This is a genomic window from Bradyrhizobium genomosp. III (assembly GCF_000261705.1).
GTDB classification, from domain to species: Bacteria; Pseudomonadota; Alphaproteobacteria; order Rhizobiales; family Xanthobacteraceae; genus Bradyrhizobium; species Bradyrhizobium ottawaense.
In genome coordinates this window covers 1-21,755 of the sequence record NZ_AJQF01000094.1, presented here as the reverse complement: position 1 = coordinate 21,755, position 21,755 = coordinate 1, and the positions used below count along the sequence as shown (strand labels likewise).

The following is a 21,755-nucleotide window of genomic DNA, read 5'->3' as shown; positions in this document are numbered from 1 at the left end:
CGTCGGCCGGCCGCCAGTCCATCGACACGAAGCCTGGCGCCGCTTCCACCCGCTTCAGCCAGTCGCGGATCGCCGGGAAGGCCTGGAGGTCGAAGTCGCAGCGGTCGGCGAGGTGGGTGTAGCCGTATAACGCGATGTCGGCGACCGTGAGCTGGCGCGCGGCGAAATAGGCGTTGGTCTTGAGATGGTTCTCCATCACCTGGAGCGCGCCATAGCCGCGCTCCATCCAGTCCTCCAGCGAATGGGTCTGGAGGTCGCGGCCGCCCTTGACCAATGATAGCCAGAAATAGGCGGCGCCGATGTTCGGCTCCAGCGCGTGCTGCTCGAAGAACATCCATTGCAGCGCCTCGGCGCGGTCGATGCGGTTCTCCGGCGCGAGTGGCGTGCCGACGGCGACGTACCAGAGGATGGCGTTGGACTCCGCGAGAAAGCGGTCGTCGCCGACCTCGAGCAGCGGCACCTGCCCCGACGGGTTCTTGGACAGAAAGTCCGGCGTGCGGCTCTCGCCGCGCAGAATGTCCACCTCGATCGCTTCGTAAGGCACGTTGAGCAGCGCCAGCGCAAGGCGGACCTTGTAGCTGTTGCCCGAGCGTTGCATCGAATAGAGCTTGTACATTCTGAGAATGATTCCGGAAGACGGGGACGCGCGTCGCTCGTTGCCGCGCGAGGCGGCTAAACAATGATGCCGATGCGAATCCGCCGCAAGGGCCGGCCAATAGAAAAACTCGAAATCCCTACCGCACTGCAGCGCCGCGAAAGATCATTTCCGCGCGACGATGCAAATCAGATCACGCTTGCGTCAGCATGCGAGCGCTTGGCTCGCGCGATCGTGCGCAGGGCGAGCGATTGGGGAAGAGCGCTGTCATCAATCCAGTGCAATCCAGTGTGCCGTCATGCCCGGGCTTGTCCCCGGGCATCCACGTTCGTCGTGCCGCGGGTGAGGCGTGGATGGCCGGGACACAGGCGAGCGGAGAGCGACGCCGTCCTTCGGGCGGCTATGCCCGGCCATGACGGAGCTTGAGCACGCAACACGCAAAATTGCTCCGAGGACAAGCTTTCCGGGATATGAGCGATTCGCGCGGTAAAGTTGCGGAAAATTGCTTGGAATCGTTGCTTGAACCACTCCAAATCCGTAAGTTTTTCCGAGATCGGGCCGAAGTTTCTTGCGGCGCAGCGGCACACGTTTTAGGGTATCTCATTCCCACAATCAGAGTCGTGAGGCCCAGGGCTTTTCGACGCTTGTCAGGAGATGACGATGTCCTTCCTTGCCGCTGCGCTCGACCGTGTGAAGCCGTCCGCGACCATCGCGGTCACGGATAAAGCACGCGCGCTGAAAGCGGCGGGCCGCAACGTCATCGGCCTCGGTGCCGGCGAGCCCGACTTCGACACGCCCGCCAACATCAAGCTGGCGGCGATCCGCGCCATCGAGGCCGGCAAGACCAAGTACACCGCGGTCGACGGCATTCCCGAGCTGAAAGACGCGATCATCGCGAAATTCCAGCGCGAGAACGGCGTTGCCTACAAGCCGAACCAGATCATCGTCGGCACCGGCGGCAAGCAGGTGCTGTACAACGCGCTGATGGCGACCATCAATCCGGGCGACGAGGTGATCATTCCCGCGCCGTACTGGGTCAGCTACCCTGAGATGGTGGCACTCGCCGGCGGCGAGCCTGTGCCGGTGGTCTGCACCGCCGCGACCGGCTTCAAGCTCCAGGCCGAGGCGCTCGAGCGCGCGATCACGCCGAAGACCAAATGGGTGATCCTGTGCTCGCCGTCGAACCCGACGGGAGCCGCCTACACGCGTTCGGAACTGAAGGCGCTCACCGACGTGCTGGTGAAGCATCCCCATGTGTGGGTGATGACCGACGACATGTACGAGCATCTCGTCTATGACGACTTCCAGTTCACCACGGTCGCGCAGGTCGAGCCGAAGCTCTACGACCGCACGCTCACCGTGAACGGCGTGTCGAAGGCCTATTGCATGACCGGCTGGCGCATCGGCTATGCCGGCGGTCCCGCGCAGCTGATCAAGGCGATGTCGACCATCCAGTCGCAGTCGACCTCGAACCCGTCCTCGATCGCGCAATGGGCCGCGGTGGAAGCTCTGAACGGTCCGCAGGACTTCATCCCCGCCAACAACAAGGTGTTCAAGGAGCGGCGCGACCTCGTCGTCTCAATGCTCAACCAGGCCAAGGGCATCGAATGCCCTCGTCCCGAGGGCGCCTTCTACGTCTATCCGTCCTGCGCCGGCACGATCGGCAAGACCGCGCCGTCGGGCAAGGTGATCGACAATGACGAGACTTTCGTCACCGAGCTCCTTGAGACCGAAGGCGTCGCGGTGGTGCAGGGTTCGGCCTTCGGCCTCGGCCCGGCGTTCCGCATCTCCTACGCGACCAAGACCTCGGACCTCGAAGATGCCTGCAAGCGTATCCAGCGCTTCTGCGGTAATCTGCGCTGAGACTGTCGCAACGAGAATTGAAAAGGCCCGCTTCGTGCGGGCCTTTTTTATGCGTGTTCGATAAGTGGAGTTGGATGGACTATTGATCTGGCCGACATTGTGCCATGCCCCTCACCCGGATCACATCTGCGATGTGATCCGACCTCTCCCCGCTGAAGAGCGGGGAGAGGTTAGGACGCCCGCCACGCGCGATTGAAGTTTGATTGGCTTTGAGCGAGGGGCGCGCCGCTCTCTCACTCCCTCGCCCCGTTCTCACGGGGGCGGGACGAGCAAAGCTCGCCCTGAGAGGGTGGGGTGAGGGGCTCTCTCCACAAGCTCGATTCTAACCGCCTGCGATCTGGCACCCACAACGCACTTGTGGCATAGACCATCGCGCAGCGTGCAGTGCGCCTTCTCTGCTCGCATCACTTCATCGCCGGAGAAATTTCATGCGCCGTTCGTTCATCTTCGCCGGGCTCGCCGCCGCCAGCCTCGTTGCCTCCAGCGTGAGCGGCAGTGCGCAGCAGCGGATGGCGCGGGTCGGCGTGCTCGAATGCCGCGGCGGCGCCAGCGTCGGCTTCATCGTGGGATCGGTGACCCATCTCGGCTGCGTGCTGCGCGCCGACGGTCTGCCCGACGATCGTTACGTCGCAACCATCCGCAAAGTCGGTCTCGACATCGGCATCACCCAGGAGACGGCTTTGGCGTGGGGCGTGTTCGCGCCGGTCGACCGGCTCGGCCCCGGCGACCTCTCCGGCAATTATGCCGGTGCGCAGGGCAGCGCCTCGGTCGGTGTCGGCTTGGGGGGTAACGTGCTGGTCGGCGGCTCCAACAATTCGATCGCGCTCCAGCCGCTCAGCGTGCAGGGCCAGGTTGGCCTCAACATTGCCGCCGGCCTCGAGAGCCTGGAACTTCGTCCGGGCCGTTGATCGCGCGCCGGGCGGGTGGTGCTGCTCCACCTCTTCTTCCCAGCGGGAAGAGGTGGAACACCACTGTTAAGACTTGGACTAATCGACGACGCACCGCAGCGACGTTTGATGCTTGCCAAATCTCGGGGACGGGCAGAGCATCCGCGATTGCCGACCCAATCATGGGCCGAGCTCCACACCAAGGAGGCGGCGAATGGGACAAGACGTCAGAAGTCCCCGAGGTCCACGGTGCATCGCGCTGGTGGGCCCTTTCCAAAGCGGTAAAACCACACTTCTCGAAGCAATACTGGCGCGAACGGGCGCAATCCCGCGTGCCGGCAGTGTCGACGCCGGAACTTCCGTCGGCGACGCTGCGCCCGAGGCCCGTCATCACAAGATGACCGTCGGGCTCACTGCCGCCACCACGAGTTTCATGGGCGACAGCTACACTTTCCTCGATTGTCCCGGTTCCGTCGAGTTTGCCCACGACATGCGCGCCGCGCTGCCCGCGGTCGATGCCGCGATCGTGGTCTGCGAGGCCGACGAGAAGAAGCTGCCGCAGCTTCAGATCATCCTGCGCGAGCTGGAGGAGCTGAAGATCCCGCGTTTCCTGTTCCTCAACAAGATCGACCGCGCGAGCCAGCGCATCCGCGAGTCGCTCGCAATGCTGCAGCCCGCCTCCCGCGTGCCGCTGGTGCTGCGCCAGATCCCAATCTGGAAGGACGAGCTGATCGAGGGCTTCGTCGATCTCGCGCTGGAACGCGCCTTCATCTATCGCGAGCACAAGGCCTCCGAGGTGGTCGCGCTCGAAGGCGGCAATCTCGATCGTGAGAAGGAAGCCCGCTTCTCGATGCTGGAGAAGCTCGCCGATCACGACGACGCACTGATGGAGCAGCTGCTCGAAGACATCCAGCCGCCGCGTGATGCCGTGTTCGACGATCTCGCCCGCGAATTGCGCGAAGGGGTGATCTGCCCTGTGCTGTTAGGGGCAGCCGCGCGCGAAAACGGCGTGCTGCGCCTGATGAAGGCGCTGCGTCACGAGGCGCCGGGAATAGCGGAGACCGCAAAACGTCTCGGCGTTCCCGAGACCAGGGACGCGCTCGGCTTCGTGTTCAAGACGCTGCATTCGCAGCATGGCGGCAAATTGTCATTGACGCGGCTGCTCGCCGGCCATCTCGACGACGGCGCCACGCTGCAATCCGCTTCCGGAGGAGCGGGCCGCATCTCCGGCATCCTCGCCGTCAACGGCGCCTACGACACCAAGCGTGCCGCTGCCGAAGCCGGCGACACGGTGGCGCTCGCCAAGCTCGATCCGGTCAAGACCGGCGACACGGTCTCGAGCGGCAAGACCCCGCCTGCGGCGCTCGCGGTCCCGGAGCCGACGCCGCCGGTGCTCGCGATCTCGGTTGCGGCCACCGACCGCAAGGACGACGTCAAGCTCGGCCAGGCGCTGACGCGGCTGCACGAGGAGGATCCGTCGCTCGTCATCGTGATGAACGCCCAGACCCACGACACCGTGCTGTGGGGACAGGGCGAGATGCACTTGCGCGTCGCCGGCGAGCGACTGCGCGACCGCTTCGGCGTCAAGATCACATCGCATCCACCCGCCATCGGCTATCAGGAGACCATCCGCAAGCCGATCGTCCAGCGCGGCCGCCACAAGAAGCAGTCCGGCGGCCACGGCCAGTTCGGCGACGTCGTGCTCGACATCAGGCCCTTGCCGCGCGGCGAGGGCTTCAAGTTCGCCGAGAAGGTCGTTGGTGGCGCCGTGCCGCGTAACTACATCGGCGCGGTGGAAGAAGGCGTCGTCGACGGATTGACGCGAGGTCCGCTCGGTTTCCCCGTCACCGATTTGCAGGTGACGCTGACCGACGGCTCCTATCACAGCGTCGACTCTTCCGATCTCGCCTTCCGCACGGCGGCGCGGATCGGACTCAACGAGGGCCTGCCGCATTGTCAGTCAGTGCTGCTGGAGCCGATCCACGTGGTCGAGATCGTCTGTCCGACCGACGCCACCGCCAAGATCAACGCGATCCTGTCGGCGCGGCGAGGCCAGATCCTCGGCTTCGACACGCGTGACGGCTGGGGCGGCTGGGACTGCGTTCGCGCCATGATGCCGGAGGCCGAGATCGGCGAACTGATCGTGGAGCTGCGCTCGGCCACTGCCGGCGCCGGCAGCTTCACCCGCCAGTTCGACCACATGGCCGAAGTCACGGGCCGCGCCGCCGATCAGATCATCGCCGCGCATCAACACGCGGCTTGATCAAGCTGGCTTAGTCAGGGACCGCACTCTCTCACACCCTCTCCCCGTCCTTACGGGGAGAGGGTTGGGGTGAGGGCTGTCTCCACGGGTGCGGCGCTTCATTCAGGCCGCGCCCTCTCTCCACTCGTCATTGCGGGCGTAGCGAAGCAATCCAGACTGTCTCTGCGCAGGCAGCCTGGATTGCTTCGTCGCAAGAGCTCCTCGCGATGACGGAGGCGATAGGCGCAAGCCCCCTTGCGCTTGCCCACCGATGATGTATTTTACATCATTGTACACGTCTCAGATATCATTTATAAGTTCTGGTAAGTGAGGCCAAGGTGATCACGTCGTTCCAGATGCGGGCAGCCCGCGCGCTGCTGGGCATTGACCAGAAAACCCTGGCCGAGCTCGCCGGCGTTTCGCTGCCGACCATCCAGCGGATGGAGGCCAGCACCGGCAATGTGCGTGGCGTGGTCGAGACCCTGATCAAGGTGGTCGAGGCGTTCGACCGGGCCGGTGTCGAGCTGATCGGCGAGCAGGTCCGCAGCGACAGCGGCGGGCGTGGCGTCCGCCTGAAGGAGCCCGGGCCGCCGCGTCGGGTGGGGGCGTGATCTTGCGGGTCATGCCCGGAGCAGACTGAACCAACGCACCGTCGCGTCCGAATCGCGGCCGCACGATGCAGTGGAGCATTGTGGGGCAGCGGAGCATGAGCATCACAAGCGATCACGCAAGCCGGCTGCACCAGCTGCGTCAGCCGACCTTTGCCGAACTGTATCTGCCAAAGCTCGTCACCGTCTGGCGTGAAGGCTACGGCGTCGCGGACTTCCGCGCCGACGTCTTCGCGGGCCTGACGGTTGCGATCGTGGCGCTACCGCTGTCGATGGCGATCGCGATCGCCTCGGGCGTGACGCCGGACCGCGGTCTCTACACCGCCGTCGTCGGCGGCTTCATCGCCTCGCTGCTCGGCGGCAGCCGGTTCCAGATCGGCGGACCCGCCGGCGCCTTCATCGTATTGGTCGCGGCGACCGCGGAACGTCACGGCGTCGATGGCGTCATCCTCGCCACCCTGATGGCGGGCGTATTCCTGATCGCCGCGGGCCTGCTCCGGGTCGGCACCTACATCAAGTTCATTCCCTATCCGGTGACGGTCGGATTCACCGCTGGCATCGCCGTGATCATCTTCGCCAGCCAGCTCCGCGATCTCGGCGGCATCTCGCTTGCGGGGAAAGAGCCCAGCGAGTTCGTTCCAAAGCTGGTCGCGCTCGCCGGCGGTCTCAACACCATCAATCCATCCGCCGTGGCGGTCGCAATCATCAGCATCGCCATCATCGCGGCCTTGCGGATCTGGCGGCCGTCCTGGCCCGGCATCCTGATCGCGGTCGTGCTCGCCGCCGTTGCGTGTGCCGTGCTGTCGCTGCCGGTGGAAACCATCGGGTCGCGCTTCGGCGGCATTCCGCGCGAATTGCCCTCGCCGGTGCTGCCGGCGTTCTCGGTTGCGAAGGCGACCGCCGTGCTACCGGATGCGATCTCATTCGCGCTGCTGGCCGCCATCGAATCGCTGCTGTCGGCGGTGGTGGCCGACGGCATGACCGGGCGCCGTCACCGCTCCAATTGCGAGCTGGTGGCGCAAGGCGCCGCCAATATCGGCTCGGCGCTGTTCGGCGGCATCTGCGTCACCGGCCTGATCGCGCGAACCGCGACCAACATCCGCGCCGGCGCGCGCGGGCCGTTGGCAGGCATGCTGCACTCCGTGTTCCTGCTGCTGTTCATGCTGATCGCGGCGCCGCTCGCAAGCTACATTCCGCTGGCCGCGCTCGCCTCGGTGCTGGTCGTGGTGGCCTGGACCATGGCGGAGAAGCACGAATTCGCCACGCTCCTGCGTTCGTCGTGGGGCGACGCCGTCGTGCTGCTTGCGACCTTCCTGCTGACGATCTTCCGTGATCTGACCGAAGGCATCCTGGTCGGCTTTGCGCTCGGCGCCGTGCTGTTCATCCATCGCATGGCGGAGATGACGGGCATCGAGGAACGCTCGCCTCTGGTCGCCGGCGATCGTCCCGACGACGGCAACGGCGAGCGCGTTCGCTACGATCCTGCGCTTGCGGTCGATCGCGACGTGCTGGTCTATCGCATCACGGGCGCGTTCTTCTTCGGCGCGGCCTCCGCCATCGGAGGCGTGCTCGACGAGGTCGCCGACAAGCGCAAGGCCTTCGTGGTCGATTTCGCCGCGGTGCCGTTCCTGGATTCGACGGCGGCCAACGTGCTGGGCCGCGTCGCCGCCAAGGCGCACCGCCAGGGCATCCGGCTGTTCATCACCGGCGCCTCGCCCGCGGTCCGCCGCGCGCTGCTCACCCATGGCGTGACGCCGCCGCGGGCGCGCTATCGCCAGAGCCTCGATCGCGCGATTGCCGACATCAAGGGCTCTGCGGGCGAGGAGGCAGCGGCGGACTAGCGACGTCCGCACGCTTGACAGGCCCCACGGGACGCGAAATGGATCGCCTCGGGAATACGACCCGAGGAAAAGATGACCGCGCCCAAAGCTCCTGCAGCCTGTCTGATCGGATGGCCGGCCGCGCATTCGCGCTCGCCGCTGATCCATCATTACTGGCTGCGCACGCTCGGCATTGCCGGCGGCTATGTCATCGAAGCGGTTCCGCCCGAGGATCTCAGGGATTTCGTGCTGCGGCTGTCGCTGCGCGGCTTCGTCGGGGCCAACGTCACGATCCCGCACAAGGAGGGCGTGCTGGCGCTGTCGGCGCCCGATGCCCGCGCCAAGGCCGTCGGCGCGGCGAACACGCTGTGGTTTGCCGAGGGCGAGCTGCGCTCGACCAACACCGACGTCGAAGGTTTCATCGGCAATCTCGACGCCAGCGCGCCCGGCTGGGATGCCGCCGAGGAGGCGCTGGTGCTCGGCGCCGGCGGCTCCTCGCGGGCGGTCGTGTTCGGTCTGCTCGAGCGTGGGATCAAGCGCATCCATCTGGCCAATCGCACCATCGCGCGGGCCGAGACGCTGGCAAGACAGTTCGGGCCGAACGTGCATCCCGTGACGTGGGACGGGATCGACGACGTGCTGCCGCGCGCAAAACTTCTCGTGAACACGACCTCGCTCGGCATGCACGGCCAGCCCTCACTCGATGTTGATGTCGCGCGCCTGCCGCAGGCGGCGGTGGTCGCCGACCTCGTCTATGTGCCGCTGGTGACGCCGCTGCTCGCCGCCGCAACGGCGCGCGGCCTGAAGACGGCAGACGGGCTCGGCATGCTGCTGCACCAGGCGGTGCGCGGCTTCGAGCTGTGGTTCGGCCGGCGGCCGGAGGTCACGGCCGAGCTGCGGGCGCTGGTCGAGGCCGATCTCACAAAGACTTGAGAGAATAGCGCGCGTCGTCCGGAGTTCTCCATCCGTGGGGACAATCGGAGACCGTCATGTCTGTTCAACGTGCAACTTTCACACGTCCGCTGATCGCCGTCGCGATGGTGGCCGCTTCCACCCTCTATGCCTACGCGCAGAGGGCACCGGTGCCGACGCGCGTGCGCGGCACGATCGAAAGCGTCAATGGTGACACGATGCAGGTCAAGTCGCGCAGCGGCGAGGACGTCAAGCTGCGCATCGCTCCCGACGTGAACGTATCGGGGATTACCAAAATTTCACTCGCCGACATCAAGGTCGGCTCCTTCGTCGGCGCCACCACGGTGCCCGGACCGGACGGCGGCCAGAATGCGGTCGAGGTCCACGTGTTTCCGGAGAGCATGCGCGGCACCGGCGAGGGCTCGCGGCCCTATGACCTCAAGCCGAATTCGAGCATGACCAACGCCACGGTGTCGGAGAGCGTGGTCGGCAATGACGGCCATACGCTGCTGGTCAAGTACAAGGACGGCGAGAAGAAGGTGTTCGTCGCCGACAACACGCCGGTGGTGACCTTCGTGCCCGGCGACAAATCCGACCTCAAGGCCGGCGCCAAGGTCATCGCCTTCATGAAGCAACTGCCGGACGGCTCGTTCGAGACCAACCGCGTCAGCGTCGGCCGTGACGGCCTGACGCCGCCGATGTGAGAAAGGACCGGATCATGCTGACTTCGACGATGAAATCCGGCCTTCTCGCAGCGGTCCTCGCTCTCGCCTCGTTCGCGGCCTCGGCGCAGCAGGCGCCGACGGTCCGCATCCGCGGCACCATGGAAAGTGTCGACGGCAACATGCTCGGCATCAAGACGCGCGAAGGCAGCGACGTGAAGGTGCGCATGACCGACAACGTCGCCGTCTTCGCCGTGGTGAAGACGGAGCTGTCGGAAATCAAGGAAGGCTCCTATATCGGCGTCACCGGCATGCCTGAACCGGACGGCACGCAGAAGGCGATCGCGGTGCATATCTTCCCGGAGAACCAGCGCGGCGCGGCCGAGGGTTTTCGTCCCTGGGACGCGCGTGCCAATTCGACCATGACCAATGCCACCGTGGCGCAGACGGTGAAAGGCACCGACGGCCAGAACATCACGGTCAAATACAAGGACGGCGAGAAGAAGGTCGTGGTGCCGCCGGACACGCCAATCGTCACCTTCATCGCCACGGACAAGTCGGAAGTGAAGCCGGGCGCCAAGCTGATCATCTTCGGCGCGGCGAAGAAGGACGACGGCTCGCTGGAGGCCAACCGCGTCAATGTCGGGCGCGATGGAGTTACGCCACCGATGTGAGGCTAGAGTCGCCGATGCATTCTCGGTGTCATCCCGGACAAGCGTAAGCGCAGATCCGGGATCCATAACCACAGGGCGGAGTTTGGCGAAGATTGGTAACCCCGAGTCCCGTAACCACACCTTCCTGTGGCTATGGGTCCCGGATCAGCGCTCCGCTCCCGACAACGCTACGCGTTGTCGAGCGCTGCGCTTGTCCGGGACGACAGCCGTTGTTGCTGCCGCGTCCCGGCATGCCTTTCACATCGCGATGACATGATCGTCGATCTCGTCGATCCGGTTGACGCCGCACAGGCCCATGGTGGTGAGCAGCTCCTTCTGGATGATGTCGATCGCCTTGGCGACGCCGGCCTGGCCGCCGGCACCCAGGCCGTAGGCATAAGCGCGGCCGAGCATGCAGGACTTTGCGCCGAGCGCAAGCGCGCGCATCACGTCCTGGCCGGAGCGGATGCCGCCGTCGAACATGATCTCCATCCTGTCACCGACCGCATCGGCGATCTCCGGCAGCACCTCGATCGATGACGGTGCACCGTCGAGCTGCCGGCCGCCATGGTTGGAGACGACGAGCGCCTGCGCGCCGGTCTTGGCGGCCTCCTCGGCATCCTCGACGTCGAGGATGCCCTTGATGACCAGCTTGCCCGGCCAGATGCTGCGGACCCACTCGACGTCCTTCCAGTTCAGCGAGGTGTCGAACTGCGAGGCCGTCCATTCGGCGAGGCGATTGAGATCCTCGGTGTTCTTCACGTGGCCGGCGATGTTGCCGAAGGTGCGGCGCTTGCCCTGCAGCACGCCGGAGACCCAGCTGGGCTTGCTGGCGAAATCCAGCAGCTTCGACAGCGACCATTCGGGGGGCACGGTCATGCCGTTCTTGATGTCGGCGTGGCGCTGGCCGATGACCTGGAGGTCCACGGTGAGCACCAGCGCGCTGCACTTGGCCGCGATCGCGCGCTGGATCAATTCCTTGATGAAGCCGCGGTCCTTCATGACGTAGAGCTGGAACCAGAACGGCTTCTCGACATTGGCGGCGATGTCCTCGATCGAGCAGATCGACATGGTCGATTGCGTGAACGGGATACCGGCGGCCTGCGCGGCGCGGCAGGCATAAATTTCGCCGTCGCCATGCTGCATGCCGAGCAGCCCGACGGGGGCGAGCATCAGCGGCATGGTCGAGGGCTCGCCGAGAATCGTGGTCGAAGTGTCGCGCTTGGAGACATCGACCAGGATGCGCTGGCGGAACTTGATCGCCTGCATATCCTCGCGGTTGGCGCGCAGCGTCTCCTCGGCATAGGAGCCGCGGTCGCAATAGTCGAAGAACGCCTTCGGCACGCGGCGCTTATGCAGCGTGCGAAGATCGTCGATACAGGTGATATGTTTCATGATCGTTCCCCGGCCCGTCTTGTACCAAGAGTCTTGCATCGGAAGATTTCGGGGTCATCTAGCATGGTTGGATGCACAGCCAAATCCGTTTGCAGACCGTTTTGCAGGAGGGCGCCATGACGAAGCCGCACGCTGGACCTTCGCCGGAAGAGATCAAGGAGAAGCGTGATCTCGAGGAAGCCCTGGAAGAGGGTCTGGAAGAGACCTTTCCGGGCTCCGATCCCGTCAACGTCACCCAGCCGGCGCCGAGCCGCGGCGATGGCCACGTGAAGCGCAGCGATTAAACGGGTTCCACCCTGTTTCGAGGCTATGGGCCGGAAATATAATGTTAACAAGACGTTGTCGGTACGGCGGCGCCCCGGTTCCGTAATGATTCATCATATTTTTTGAAGCCAAGTTAGCCTCACAGGCATTATAACACGCCTAGCAAATCAGGGATGCGGGTCCCGTTCGGGCAGCCCGTGGTTGTCAAGGGGATCCCCTGGTTGTTGCTTGGGGGACGATATGAGTCGCAAATATTTCGGGACGGACGGGATTCGGGGCCGCGCCAACGGACTGATCACGCCGGAGCTCGCCCTCAAGGTCGGCCAGGCCGCAGGCCTTGCGTTTCAGCGCGGTGACCACCGCCACCGGGTCGTGATCGGCAAGGACACCCGCTTGTCCGGCTACATGATCGAATACGCGATGGTCGCCGGCTTCACCTCGGTCGGCATGGACGTGCTGCTGGTCGGCCCGATGCCGACGCCGGCGGTTGCGATGCTGACCAAGTCGATGCGCGCCGATCTCGGCGTCATGATCTCGGCCTCGCACAATCTGTTCGAGGACAACGGCATCAAGCTGTTCGGCCCGCAGGGCTTCAAGCTCTCCGACGACGTCGAGCGGCAGATCGAGCAGCTGCTCGACGAGCCCATCGACAAGCGGCTGGCACAGAGCGCGAGCCTCGGCCGCGCCCGCCGCATCGACGGCGTGCATGACCGCTACATCGAATTCGCCAAGCGCACGTTGCCGCGAGACCTCTCGCTCGACGGCCTGCGCGTCGTGATCGATTGCGCCAACGGCGCCGCCTACAAGGTGGTGCCCGAAGCGCTGTGGGAGTTGGGCGCCGACGTCGTGCCGATCGGCGTCGAGCCCGACGGCTTCAACATCAACAAGGATTGCGGCTCGACCTCGCCGGAAGCACTGTCGCGGAAGGTGCGCGAGATGCGCGCCGACATCGGCATCGCGCTCGACGGCGACGCCGATCGCGTCATCCTGGTCGACGAGCGCGGTCATGTGGTCGACGGCGACCAGTTGCTCGCGGTGATCGCGCAGAGCTGGAAGGAAGACGGCCGCCTGTCGCGTCCCGGCATCGTCGCCACCGTGATGTCCAATCTCGGGCTCGAGCGCTTCCTGAAAGGGCAGGGGCTCGATCTGGTGCGCACGCCGGTCGGCGACCGCTACGTGCTCGAGCAGATGCTGAACGGCGGCTACAATCTCGGCGGCGAGCAGTCGGGCCACATCATCCTGTCCGACTACGCCACCACCGGCGACGGTTTTGTCGCTGCGCTGCAGGTGCTGGCGGTGGTGCAGAAGCTGCGCCGCCCCGTGTCGGAAGTCTGCCACCGCTTCGATCCGCTGCCGCAGATCCTCAAGAACGTCCGCCACAAGGGCGGCAAGCCGCTCGACGATTCCGACGTCAAGTCGGCGATCTCCGACGGCGAGAAACGGCTCAACGGCCACGGCCGCCTCCTGATCCGCTCCTCCGGCACCGAGCCGGTGATCCGCGTCATGGGCGAGGGCGAAGACCGCATCCTGGTCGAGGACGTCGTCGACACCATCGTCTTCGCACTCGGCCAGGCGGCGGCCTGAGGTCTTTCAAGCACGAGCGGGTAGGGTGATCTCACCCCACGGGCAGTATCGTAGGGTGGGCAAAGCGACAGCGTGCCCACGCTTCTGGCGCCGTATCGGAAAGATGGTGGGCACGGCGCAAGGGCGCCTTTGCCCACCCTACGATATCGGACTCGCGGGGAGGATAAGACCCGCGCATTCCAGCCATTTGCGATTGACGGTGGTTCCATCGCCGCTTGCATCGTAATGAGCCGATGCGGCGGTTCGCCGCGCCGGCCGGGACCGCTGCATTGAACAAGCCTGTCGTCGTCTCAGAGGAAACGCTGACCGAGCCCGTCGTCGTCGTCGACGTGGCACCTGCCGCCAAAGCGGCAGGGCCGGCCTATGTCGTGCTCGCCGGCATCAGCTTCTCGCACTTCCTCAACGACACCATGCAGTCGCTGATCGCCTCGGTGTATCCGATCCTGAAGGACACCTACGCGCTCGACTTCGCGCAGATCGGCATGATCACGCTCGCCTTTCAGTTCACGGCCTCGCTGCTGCAGCCGGTGGTCGGGCATTACACCGACAAGAAGGCACAGCCCTATTCGCTGGCGATCGGCATGGCCTCGACCTTCTTCGGCCTCTTGCTGCTCAGTGCCGCGCACCAATATCTCGTCATCCTCGTCGCCGCCGCGCTGGTCGGTCTCGGCTCGGCGGTGTTTCACCCCGAATCCGCGCGCATCGCGCGGCTCGCCTCCGGCGGCCGCTACGGTTTTGCGCAATCGGTGTTCCAGCTCGGCGGCAGCTTCGGCACCTCGATGGGGCCGGTGCTGGCGGCGTTGATCGTGGTGCCGTTCGGGCAGGGCAGCATCGCCTGGTTCTCCTCGATCGCATTCCTCGCAATCCTCATCCTCTGGCGCATCGGCCGCTGGTATGCGCCGCAGATCAAGGCGAAGAAGACGGCGGCCGTTCAGGCGCATCCCGACGCGCCGAGCTCGCGCCGCGTCGCCGTTGCGCTGCTCGTGCTGGTCGCGCTGCTGTTTTCAAAACAGCTCTATGTCTCGAGCCTGTCGAGCTATTACATCTTCTACCTGATCGACCGGTTCGGCGTGTCGACGCAGGCAGCGCAGATCTATCTCTTCATCTTCCTCGCGGCGAATGCGGTCGGCGCGTTTCTGGGCGGTCCCCTGGGCGATCGCTTCGGCCGCAAGATCGTGATCTGGATCTCTATCCTGGGCGCGCTGCCGTTCACGCTGGCGCTGCCCTATGCCGGGCTCGTCGGCAGCGCGGTGCTGTCAGTCATCATCGGCCTGATCATCTCCTCGACGACGTCGTCGATCATCGTATTTGCGCAGGAGCTGGTGCCGCACAGATTCGGCATGATCTCCGGCGTGTTCTTCGGCGTTGCCTTCGGCATCGGGGGCCTGGGCGCCGCCGTGCTCGGCAAGCTCGCCGACCACACCTCGATCGAGTTCGTCTACCAGGTCTGCGCCTACCTGCCGGCGATCGGCCTGCTTGCGGTGTTCCTGCCCAAGCTGCCGCGGCACGCGCGTTAACGGATTCTCTCCCGCTGCACTGCGGCTTTACACATCGTTAGCAATTGCGGCGTGAGGCGCTGCAATTTTGCAACGCTTCTCGTCCATGCGCGCGAGCAGTCAGGAAAAATCAACCTTAAAAATTAGGGTTAAGTGGCGCTTAAACATTTGCTGGCATCGTCCGCTCCGTGAGTTTCCAGAACGTGAGGCCTGCGTATTTGCCTCACCGGCCAAAAGGACGAAGCCAATGCGTAGCGTTAAGTCTTTCCTTGCCGCGGGTGCGGCAACCCTGATCTCGTCGATGGCATTCGCCGCCGATATGCCGATCGCGGCGCCCCCTCCCATGTACGCGCCGCCGGCCCCGCCCGCCGATTTCGGCGGCTGGTATCTGCGCGGCGACATCGGCTTCAGCAATCAGAAGACGAAGGATCTGCGCTACGGTCGCGAGTCGGCTTATTCGCAGCTCACCTCGTTCGATCAGCAGACTTCGTTCGACGCGGCCGGCATCTACGGCGTGGGCGTTGGCTACCGGTTCAACAATTGGTTTCGTGCCGACGTGACCGGGCAGTATCGCGGCAATTCAAATTTCAAGGGCACCGATCGTTTCACCGGGACCGCGGGCGGCGTGCCGTACAGCGGCATCGACAATTACAGCGCAAGCAAGTCCGAATGGCTGGTTTTGGCCAACGCGTACGTTGATCTGGGCACCTGGTGGTGCATCACGCCGTTCATCGGCGCCGGCGTCGGCGGTGCACGCGTTTCGATCGCGAACTTCACCGACACGGGCATCAACAACCTCGCCGTCGGAAATACCAGCTTCGCGAGCGCGCCGTCCGGCTCGAAGTGGAATTTCGCCTGGGCGGCCCATGCCGGTCTTGCCTATAAGGTCAATCCCAATCTCGTCCTCGAACTCGCCTACAGCTATGTCGACCTGGGCCCCGGACAAACCGGTGTCCTGTCGGACTACACCGGTGGGACCACGGGCAACGTCTTCAAGTTCAAGGATATCACCTCGCACGACCTGAAGCTCGGCGTGCGCTGGAATCTCGACAGCGCGCCGGCCTACATGCCGCCGCCGCCGCTCGTCACCAAGGGCTGATCGACACTTCGATCGGTTAGGACTTCTTAACGGCGCGGGATCATCCCGCGCCGTTTTGCTTTGCGTATTTTTCATGGCGAGTAGCGATGAAGGCGGCCGACGCAACCATTGGTTAAGGTTAACGAGCCATGATCACGGATGAAAGTTCGAGTTCGATGGAGCGTTGCGATGCGTGGCCTTTTGTTGGCGGCGGCGATGTTGGGGACGGTGTCTGCCGCGCATGCGGCCGATATGCCCGATCTTCCCATCCTGCGCGGCAGCTTCACCGACGGTCTCACCAGGTCCAGCGTCAACTGGCAAGGCTTCTATGTCGGCGGGCAGGGTGGCTACGGCTCGTCCGATGAGAATTTCAACGGGTCGACCAGCAATATGATGGCGGCGCTGCTCGCAGACACCCTGATCGAGCAGGAGATGCAGGTCTCGCAATGGAATCTCGGCCTCGGAAAGGCCTCTCAGCGCAGCAGCGGATATGGTGCTTTCGTGGGCTACAATGCCCAATGGGACGATGTCGTGATCGGCCTGGAGGCCAGTTACCTGCACGGTAAGTTCGGCGGATCGACCACTGCCAGCGAAGCTCGCAGCAATACGCTGTCCGACGGCAACGTGCACACGGTGACGGCGAGCTCGACGGCTTCGATCGCGATCAAGGACATGGCAACGTTTCGCGGCCGGGCCGGTTATGCATGGGGATGCTTCCTGCCCTACGTGTTCGGCGGGCTCGCGCTCGGCAATGCCGATATCGTCCGCACGGTGAGCGCTCAGGATTTCGTGACGCCTGCCGGCGTTCTTCTGGGGCCGGTTTCCGCGAGCGAGGCGCAGCACAATCATCTGATCTACGGCTACAGCGGGGGTCTCGGCGTGGACGTCAACCTCGTCGGCGGTCTCTTCATGCGCGCCGAGTGGGAATACATTCGCTTCACTTCCCAGGTCGACACCAGTATCAACACCGTCCGCGCCGGCCTCGGCTACAAGTTCTGACGCAGCCGCGCACGCCGCGGTTGACAGCTCCGCGCCGTCCTGATGCTCTGTCGTTCCAACGCGGGGCGGCAGCGATGAAGATCTACGGCGACAGCAATTCCGGCAATTGCCTGAAGGTGAAGTGGGTCTGCGACAAGCTCGCATTGCCCTACCAATGGATCGAGATCGACACGCGCAAGGGCGAGACGCGCACGCCGCAATTCCTTGAGATGAACGGCGCCGGCCAGGTGCCCACCGTCGCGTTCGACGACGGCCGCACGCTGGCGCAGTCCAATGCCATCATCCGCTATCTCGCCCGCGACAGCGCGCTCGTCCCGCGCGACGCCTTCATGGCGGCCAAGATGGACGAATGGCTGTTCTGGGAACAGTACAGCCACGAGCCCTATATCGCGGTGTGCCGCTTCCTCCTCGTTTATCTCGGCAAGGACGCATCCGAGCTCGACCCCGAAAAGGTCAAGCGCGGCTATGCGGCGCTCGACCGCATGGAGCAGCATCTTTTGGCCTCCCGCTTCTTCGCCGGTGAAGAGGTTTCGCTCGCCGACGTCTCGCTGCTCGCCTATACCCGCGTGGCGCATGAAGGCGGCTTCGATCTCGGCCGCTATGCCGCTCTCCGCCGCTGGATCGGCGAGGTCGAAGCGCTTCTCGGCCTCCCGCCGGCGCGCTGAGGTTGGAGTTGCCTGACATGAACGCCGAATCCGTCTCCATTCGCCGCGCGCGCCGCGACGACGTTCCAGCGATCGTGGCGATGCTCGCCGACGATCATCTGGGCCGCGCGCGCGAGCGCGTCGAGGATCCGTTGCCTGCCGCCTATTACGAGGCCTTCGCGCGGGTCGAGCGCGATCCGAACCTCGCGCTCGTGGTTGCCGAGAGCGAGGGCAGGGTGGTCGGCTGCCTGCAACTCGCGATCCTGCCGGGCATCAGCTCGCAAGGCGGCGTGCGCGGCCTGCTCGAAGACGTTCGCGTTGCTTCGGATTGTCGCAGCCGCGGCATCGGCGAGCGGTTGGTGCAATGGGCGATCGCGGAAGCGAAAGCGCGCGGCTGCAGTCTGGTCGAGTTGCTGACGCATGCGAGCCGCGTCGATGCGCAGCGCTTCTACAAGCGGCTCGGGGTCGCGGCGAGCCACGTCGGTATGACTGTCCGCTTTTGAGGCAGCTCCTCGCGAGCCTTGCGCGATCAGCGAATTCGGATCGCGCGCTTGTTCATATTAACAGCTGATAAACTACCCAGCCGTCGTTCACGTTGATCCGGGAACGAACGGTGCTAGGCAGCGTCAGACACCGGGCTCTGTCGGTTCGGGGATTTCGATGACAAGCTATTCAATGATCAAGGTCGGCAACGATTACGTCGTGCAGGCCAATGACAAGTGCATTTTGAAAGTCGGCAGCCGTCGCAGAGCCGCGCAATTGATCAGCGAGGCCACGGACTTGCTGAATGCGCTCGCGGTCGTCGAATCCCCTGATATCGCACCGGAAGCACCATCACGCCGCCGTGAGACGCCGGAACTTCCTTGACGACTCTTCCTGTTTCCCGTATCAGCCGCGGCGGGACACCTCCCCCCAACGGGAGGCTGACTATCTGGAAGGGTAGATATTATGACTGTAGCGAAGCCCGCTTCGCGGCCGAACGTGCCGCATTTCTCCTCCGGCCCCTGCGCCAAGCGCCCCGGCTGGAACGCCCAAAATCTCAAGGACGCAGCACTCGGCCGGTCGCATCGCGCGAAGGTCGGCAAGACCAAGCTCAAGCTCGCGATCGATCTGACGCGCGAAGTGCTCGAGGTGCCCGCCGATTATCGCATCGGCATCGTGCCGGCCTCCGATACCGGCGCGGTCGAGATGGCGCTGTGGTCGCTGCTCGGTGCGCGCCCCGTCACCACGCTCGCCTGGGAATCCTTCGGCGAGGGCTGGGTCAGCGACATCGTCAAGGAATTGAAGCTCAAGGACGTCACCAAGCTCAACGCAGCCTATGGTGAGATCCCCGACCTCGCCAAGGTCGATCCCAAGAGCGACGTCGTCTTCACCTGGAACGGCACTACGTCGGGCGTGCGCGTGCCGAACGCCGACTGGATCAGCTCTGCCCGCGAAGGCCTGACCATCTGCGATGCGACCTCGGCCGCGTTTGCGCAGCCGCTGGACTGGGCCAAGCTCGATGTCGTCACCTTCTCCTGGCAGAAGGCGCTCGGCGGCGAAGCCGCGCACGGCATGCTGATCCTGTCGCCCCGTGCGGTGGAACGGCTGGAAACCTACAAGCCGGCCTGGCCGCTGCCGAAGATCTTCCGCATGACCAAGGGCGGCAAGATCAATGAAGGCATCTTCGTCGGCGAGACCATCAATACGCCGTCGATGCTCTGCGTCGAGGATTATCTCGATGCGCTGAACTGGGCCAAGTCGATCGGCGGCCTCAAGGCTCTGATCGCGCGTGCCGATGCCAACACCAAGGTGCTCGCCGACTGGAAGGCGAAGACGCCCTGGATCGACTTCCTGGCCAAGGACGCCGCGATCCGCTCCAACACCTCGGTGTGCCTGAAGTTCAACGATCCCGCCATCACCTCGCTGTCCGAGGATGCGCAAGCCGACTTCTCCAAGAAGCTGGTGGCGCTGGTGGAGAAGGAAGGCGCCGGCTACGACTTCGCGTATTATCGCGATGCGCCGGCCGGCCTGCGCATCTGGTGCGGCGCCACCGTCGAGGCCAAGGACGTCGAGCTGCTGACGCAGTGGATCGACTGGGCTTTTGCCGAGACCAAGGCCACGCTCGCCAAGGCGGCCTGAGTTCTGACCCTCCCCTGGAGGGGGAGGGTCGACGCACCGTCAGGTGCGGCGGGGTGGGGTGATCTCTCCACACGGCGCACTGGCGAATTTCGAATTCGCAGCTTCACCCCACCCCGGCGCTTCGCGCCGACCCTCCCCATCCAGGGGAGGGTGTGAAGGACACATCCCCATGACCAAACCCAAAGTTCTCATTTCCGACGCGCTCTCGCCCGCTGCCGTGCAGATCTTCAAAGATCGCGGCGTCGAGGTCGACTTCCAGCCCAATCTCGGCAAGGACAAGGACAAGCTCGCCGAGATCATCGGCAATTACGACGGCCTTGCGATCCGCTCCGCGACGAAGGCGACCGCAAAGATCCTCGACAAGGCGACCAACCTCAAGGTGATCGGCCGCGCCGGCATCGGCGTCGACAATGTCGAGATCCCCGCCGCCACGGCCAAGGGCATCATCGTGATGAACACGCCGTTCGGCAATTCGATCACGACCGCCGAGCATGCCGTCACCCTGATGCTGGCGCTCGCGCGCGAAATCCCGCAGGCCGACGCCTCGACCCAGGCCGGCAAGTGGGAGAAGAACCGCTTCATGGGCGTCGAGATCACCGGCAAGGTGCTCGGCGTCGTCGGCTGCGGCAACATCGGCTCGATCGTCGCCGACCGCGCACTCGGCCTGCGCATGAAGGTGATCGCGTTCGATCCGTTCCTGTCGCCGGAGCGCGCCAAGGACATCGGCGTCGAGAAGGTCGAGCTCGACGACCTGCTCAAGCGCGCCGATTTCATCACGCTGCACACGCCGCTGACCGAGAAGACGAAGAACATCATCGACGCTGCCGCAATCGCCAAGATGAAGAAGGGCGTGCGCCTGATCAACTGCGCGCGCGGCGGTCTCGTCGACGAGCAGGCGGTGGTCGATGCACTCAATTCCAAGCACATTGCCGGCGCCGCGTTCGACGTCTTCGTCGAGGAGCCCGCGAACGCCAACGTGCTGTTCGGCCATCCCAACGTGATCTGCACGCCGCATCTCGGCGCCTCCACCACCGAAGCGCAGGAGAACGTCGCGCTCCAGGTCGCCGAGCAGATGTCGGATTACCTGCTCACCGGCGCGATCTCGAACGCGGTCAACTTCCCCTCGATCACGGCGGAAGAAGCGCCGAAGCTGAAGCCGTTCATCTCGCTCGCCGAGAAGCTCGGCTCGTTCGCCGGCCAGCTCACCGAGACCGGCATCCTCAAGGTCGAGATCACCTATGAGGGCCACGTCGCCGAGATGAAGATCAAGGCGATCACCTCCGCCGTGCTGTCGGGCCTCCTGCGGCCGATGCTGGGCGAGGTCAACGTGGTGTCCGCGCCCGTCGTTGCCAAGGAGCGCGGCATGGTGGTGGACGAGATCGTGCGCGCCGCCCAGAGCGACTATGAGAGCCTGATCACCGTGACGGTCGCGACCGAACGCCAGGAGCGCTCGGTCTCCGGCACCGTCTATCACGACGGCAAGCCGCGCCTGGTCGACATCAAGGGCATCCGCGTCGACGCCGAGTTCGGCAAGTCGATGATCTATGTCACCAACGAGGACAAGCCGGGCTTCATCGGCAGTTTCGCTGGCCTGCTGGGCGACGCCAAGATCAACATCGCGACCTTCCATCTCGGCCGCGTCGAGCAGGGCGGCGACGCTATCGCGCTGGTCGAGGTCGATGGCGCGGTCCCGGCGGAGGTGCTCGCCAAGGTGCAGGCCCTGCCGCAGGTCAAGCAGGTCAAGGCGCTGACGTTCTAGGAGGCCGTCATTCCGGGGAGATGCGAAGCATCGAACCCGGAAGTTCGAGATTCCGGGTTCGGCTCTCCGAGCCGCCCCGGAATGCATCAAATTCCGACCCGCGGAACAACGCCGCCTCCTCACCGGAGGCGGCGTTTTTATTGTGTGCCGAGTATGAGCGACAGCTTGGAGGT

At 64.7% G+C, this 21,755-nt stretch carries 20 protein-coding genes; 18 read left to right on the top strand and 2 right to left on the bottom strand.

Going from position 1 to position 21,755, the window contains the following annotated elements:
* Window positions 1-616 (bottom strand): glutathione S-transferase family protein (locus IC66_RS0109305; protein ID WP_038947440.1); only part of this gene is annotated, 616 nt, incomplete at its 3' end.
* Between the two features lie 639 nt (window positions 617-1,255).
* On the opposite strand from IC66_RS0109305, the gene IC66_RS0109300 reads away from it, so the two are divergent.
* The 8 genes from IC66_RS0109300 (at window position 1,256) to IC66_RS0109265 (ending at window position 10,263) form a co-directional block, all read left to right on the top strand.
* Window positions 1,256-2,458, top strand: coding sequence for a pyridoxal phosphate-dependent aminotransferase (locus IC66_RS0109300; RefSeq protein WP_026201996.1), 1,203 nt, complete (start codon window positions 1,256-1,258; stop codon window positions 2,456-2,458).
* Between the two features lie 428 nt (window positions 2,459-2,886).
* Entirely contained in the window at window positions 2,887-3,366 is a 480-nt protein-coding gene (locus tag IC66_RS0109295) for a DUF992 domain-containing protein (RefSeq protein ID WP_028140527.1), read from the top strand.
* A 193-nt stretch (window positions 3,367-3,559) separates the two neighbouring features.
* A complete protein-coding gene (locus tag IC66_RS0109290) occupies window positions 3,560-5,608 on the top strand; it encodes an elongation factor G (RefSeq protein WP_028140526.1) in 2,049 nt (682 codons plus the stop codon).
* Between the two features lie 317 nt (window positions 5,609-5,925).
* Window positions 5,926-6,198 carry a helix-turn-helix domain-containing protein gene (locus tag IC66_RS0109285; protein ID WP_026201995.1) on the top strand — a complete coding sequence of 91 codons (273 nt, stop codon included), beginning with the start codon at window positions 5,926-5,928 and terminating at the stop codon, window positions 6,196-6,198.
* A gap of 95 nt (window positions 6,199-6,293) precedes the next feature.
* Window positions 6,294-8,036, top strand: coding sequence for a SulP family inorganic anion transporter (locus IC66_RS0109280; protein ID WP_038947439.1), 1,743 nt, complete (start codon window positions 6,294-6,296; stop codon window positions 8,034-8,036).
* A 72-nt stretch (window positions 8,037-8,108) separates the two neighbouring features.
* A complete protein-coding gene (locus tag IC66_RS0109275) occupies window positions 8,109-8,948 on the top strand; it encodes a shikimate dehydrogenase (protein WP_038947438.1) in 840 nt (279 codons plus the stop codon).
* A 56-nt stretch (window positions 8,949-9,004) separates the two neighbouring features.
* Window positions 9,005-9,631, top strand: a complete 627-nt coding sequence (locus IC66_RS0109270) for a hypothetical protein (protein WP_018318290.1) — start codon at window positions 9,005-9,007, stop codon at window positions 9,629-9,631.
* A gap of 29 nt (window positions 9,632-9,660) precedes the next feature.
* Window positions 9,661-10,263, top strand: coding sequence for a hypothetical protein (locus IC66_RS0109265; protein WP_038947437.1), 603 nt, complete (start codon window positions 9,661-9,663; stop codon window positions 10,261-10,263).
* Window positions 10,264-10,500: 237 nt separating this feature from the next.
* Here the strand turns inward: IC66_RS0109265 and IC66_RS0109260 are convergent, their stop codons facing one another.
* Window positions 10,501-11,637: an alpha-hydroxy acid oxidase gene (locus IC66_RS0109260; RefSeq protein ID WP_028140522.1), complete on the bottom strand. Its 1,137-nt coding sequence runs from the start codon at window positions 11,635-11,637 to the stop codon at window positions 10,501-10,503.
* Window positions 11,638-11,753: 116 nt separating this feature from the next.
* On the opposite strand from IC66_RS0109260, the gene IC66_RS47645 reads away from it, so the two are divergent.
* From IC66_RS47645 to serA, 10 genes are all read left to right on the top strand, one after another.
* Entirely contained in the window at window positions 11,754-11,921 is a 168-nt protein-coding gene (locus IC66_RS47645) for a hypothetical protein (protein ID WP_162832259.1), read from the top strand.
* A 220-nt stretch (window positions 11,922-12,141) separates the two neighbouring features.
* The gene (gene glmM, locus IC66_RS0109250; RefSeq protein WP_028140521.1) at window positions 12,142-13,485 is read left to right on the top strand and encodes a phosphoglucosamine mutase; all 1,344 of its coding nucleotides are present in this window, start codon (window positions 12,142-12,144) and stop codon (window positions 13,483-13,485) included.
* 269 nt (window positions 13,486-13,754) lie between these two features.
* Window positions 13,755-15,002 carry an MFS transporter gene (locus IC66_RS0109245; protein ID WP_038947436.1) on the top strand — a complete coding sequence of 416 codons (1,248 nt, stop codon included), beginning with the start codon at window positions 13,755-13,757 and terminating at the stop codon, window positions 15,000-15,002.
* 226 nt (window positions 15,003-15,228) lie between these two features.
* On the top strand, window positions 15,229-16,080 hold the full coding sequence (locus tag IC66_RS0109240; protein WP_028140519.1) for an outer membrane protein: 852 nt from the start codon (window positions 15,229-15,231) through the stop codon (window positions 16,078-16,080).
* 168 nt (window positions 16,081-16,248) lie between these two features.
* Window positions 16,249-17,058, top strand: a complete 810-nt coding sequence (locus IC66_RS0109235) for an outer membrane protein (RefSeq protein WP_038947435.1) — start codon at window positions 16,249-16,251, stop codon at window positions 17,056-17,058.
* 74 nt (window positions 17,059-17,132) lie between these two features.
* Complete coding sequence (locus IC66_RS0109230) at window positions 17,133-17,723, top strand: glutathione S-transferase family protein (protein WP_028140517.1); 591 nt, start codon at window positions 17,133-17,135, stop codon at window positions 17,721-17,723.
* Window positions 17,724-17,740: 17 nt separating this feature from the next.
* Window positions 17,741-18,205 (top strand): GNAT family N-acetyltransferase, encoded by a 465-nt coding sequence (locus tag IC66_RS0109225; RefSeq protein ID WP_038947434.1) that lies wholly within the window; start codon window positions 17,741-17,743, stop codon window positions 18,203-18,205.
* 172 nt (window positions 18,206-18,377) lie between these two features.
* On the top strand, window positions 18,378-18,569 hold the full coding sequence (locus IC66_RS0109220) for a hypothetical protein (protein WP_240536301.1): 192 nt from the start codon (window positions 18,378-18,380) through the stop codon (window positions 18,567-18,569).
* Window positions 18,570-18,650: 81 nt separating this feature from the next.
* Window positions 18,651-19,823, top strand: coding sequence for a phosphoserine transaminase (locus tag IC66_RS0109215; RefSeq protein ID WP_038947432.1), 1,173 nt, complete (start codon window positions 18,651-18,653; stop codon window positions 19,821-19,823).
* Between the two features lie 169 nt (window positions 19,824-19,992).
* Entirely contained in the window at window positions 19,993-21,582 is a 1,590-nt protein-coding gene (gene serA, locus IC66_RS0109210; RefSeq protein WP_038947431.1) for a phosphoglycerate dehydrogenase, read from the top strand.
* The last annotated feature ends 173 nt before the right edge of the window (window positions 21,583-21,755 follow it).

Excerpts from the sequence above, each read along its gene's own strand:
- IC66_RS0109300 (WP_026201996.1), top strand. The coding sequence starts at position 1,256 with ATGTCCTTCCTTGCCGCTGCGCTCGACCGTGTGAAGCCGTCCGCGACC.
- IC66_RS0109295 (WP_028140527.1), top strand. The coding sequence starts at position 2,887 with ATGCGCCGTTCGTTCATCTTCGCCGGGCTCGCCGCCGCCAGCCTCGTT.
- IC66_RS0109290 (WP_028140526.1), top strand. The coding sequence starts at position 3,560 with ATGGGACAAGACGTCAGAAGTCCCCGAGGTCCACGGTGCATCGCGCTG.
- IC66_RS0109280 (WP_038947439.1), top strand. The coding sequence starts at position 6,294 with ATGAGCATCACAAGCGATCACGCAAGCCGGCTGCACCAGCTGCGTCAG.
- IC66_RS0109275 (WP_038947438.1), top strand. The coding sequence starts at position 8,109 with ATGACCGCGCCCAAAGCTCCTGCAGCCTGTCTGATCGGATGGCCGGCC.
- IC66_RS0109270 (WP_018318290.1), top strand. The coding sequence starts at position 9,005 with ATGTCTGTTCAACGTGCAACTTTCACACGTCCGCTGATCGCCGTCGCG.
- IC66_RS0109265 (WP_038947437.1), top strand. The coding sequence starts at position 9,661 with ATGAAATCCGGCCTTCTCGCAGCGGTCCTCGCTCTCGCCTCGTTCGCG.
- IC66_RS0109260 (WP_028140522.1), bottom strand. The coding sequence starts at position 11,637 with ATGAAACATATCACCTGTATCGACGATCTTCGCACGCTGCATAAGCGC.
- IC66_RS47645 (WP_162832259.1), top strand. The coding sequence starts at position 11,754 with ATGACGAAGCCGCACGCTGGACCTTCGCCGGAAGAGATCAAGGAGAAG.
- glmM (WP_028140521.1), top strand. The coding sequence starts at position 12,142 with ATGAGTCGCAAATATTTCGGGACGGACGGGATTCGGGGCCGCGCCAAC.
- IC66_RS0109240 (WP_028140519.1), top strand. The coding sequence starts at position 15,229 with ATGCGTAGCGTTAAGTCTTTCCTTGCCGCGGGTGCGGCAACCCTGATC.
- IC66_RS0109235 (WP_038947435.1), top strand. The coding sequence starts at position 16,249 with ATGCGTGGCCTTTTGTTGGCGGCGGCGATGTTGGGGACGGTGTCTGCC.
- IC66_RS0109230 (WP_028140517.1), top strand. The coding sequence starts at position 17,133 with ATGAAGATCTACGGCGACAGCAATTCCGGCAATTGCCTGAAGGTGAAG.
- IC66_RS0109225 (WP_038947434.1), top strand. The coding sequence starts at position 17,741 with ATGAACGCCGAATCCGTCTCCATTCGCCGCGCGCGCCGCGACGACGTT.
- IC66_RS0109220 (WP_240536301.1), top strand. The coding sequence starts at position 18,378 with ATGATCAAGGTCGGCAACGATTACGTCGTGCAGGCCAATGACAAGTGC.
- IC66_RS0109215 (WP_038947432.1), top strand. The coding sequence starts at position 18,651 with ATGACTGTAGCGAAGCCCGCTTCGCGGCCGAACGTGCCGCATTTCTCC.
- serA (WP_038947431.1), top strand. The coding sequence starts at position 19,993 with ATGACCAAACCCAAAGTTCTCATTTCCGACGCGCTCTCGCCCGCTGCC.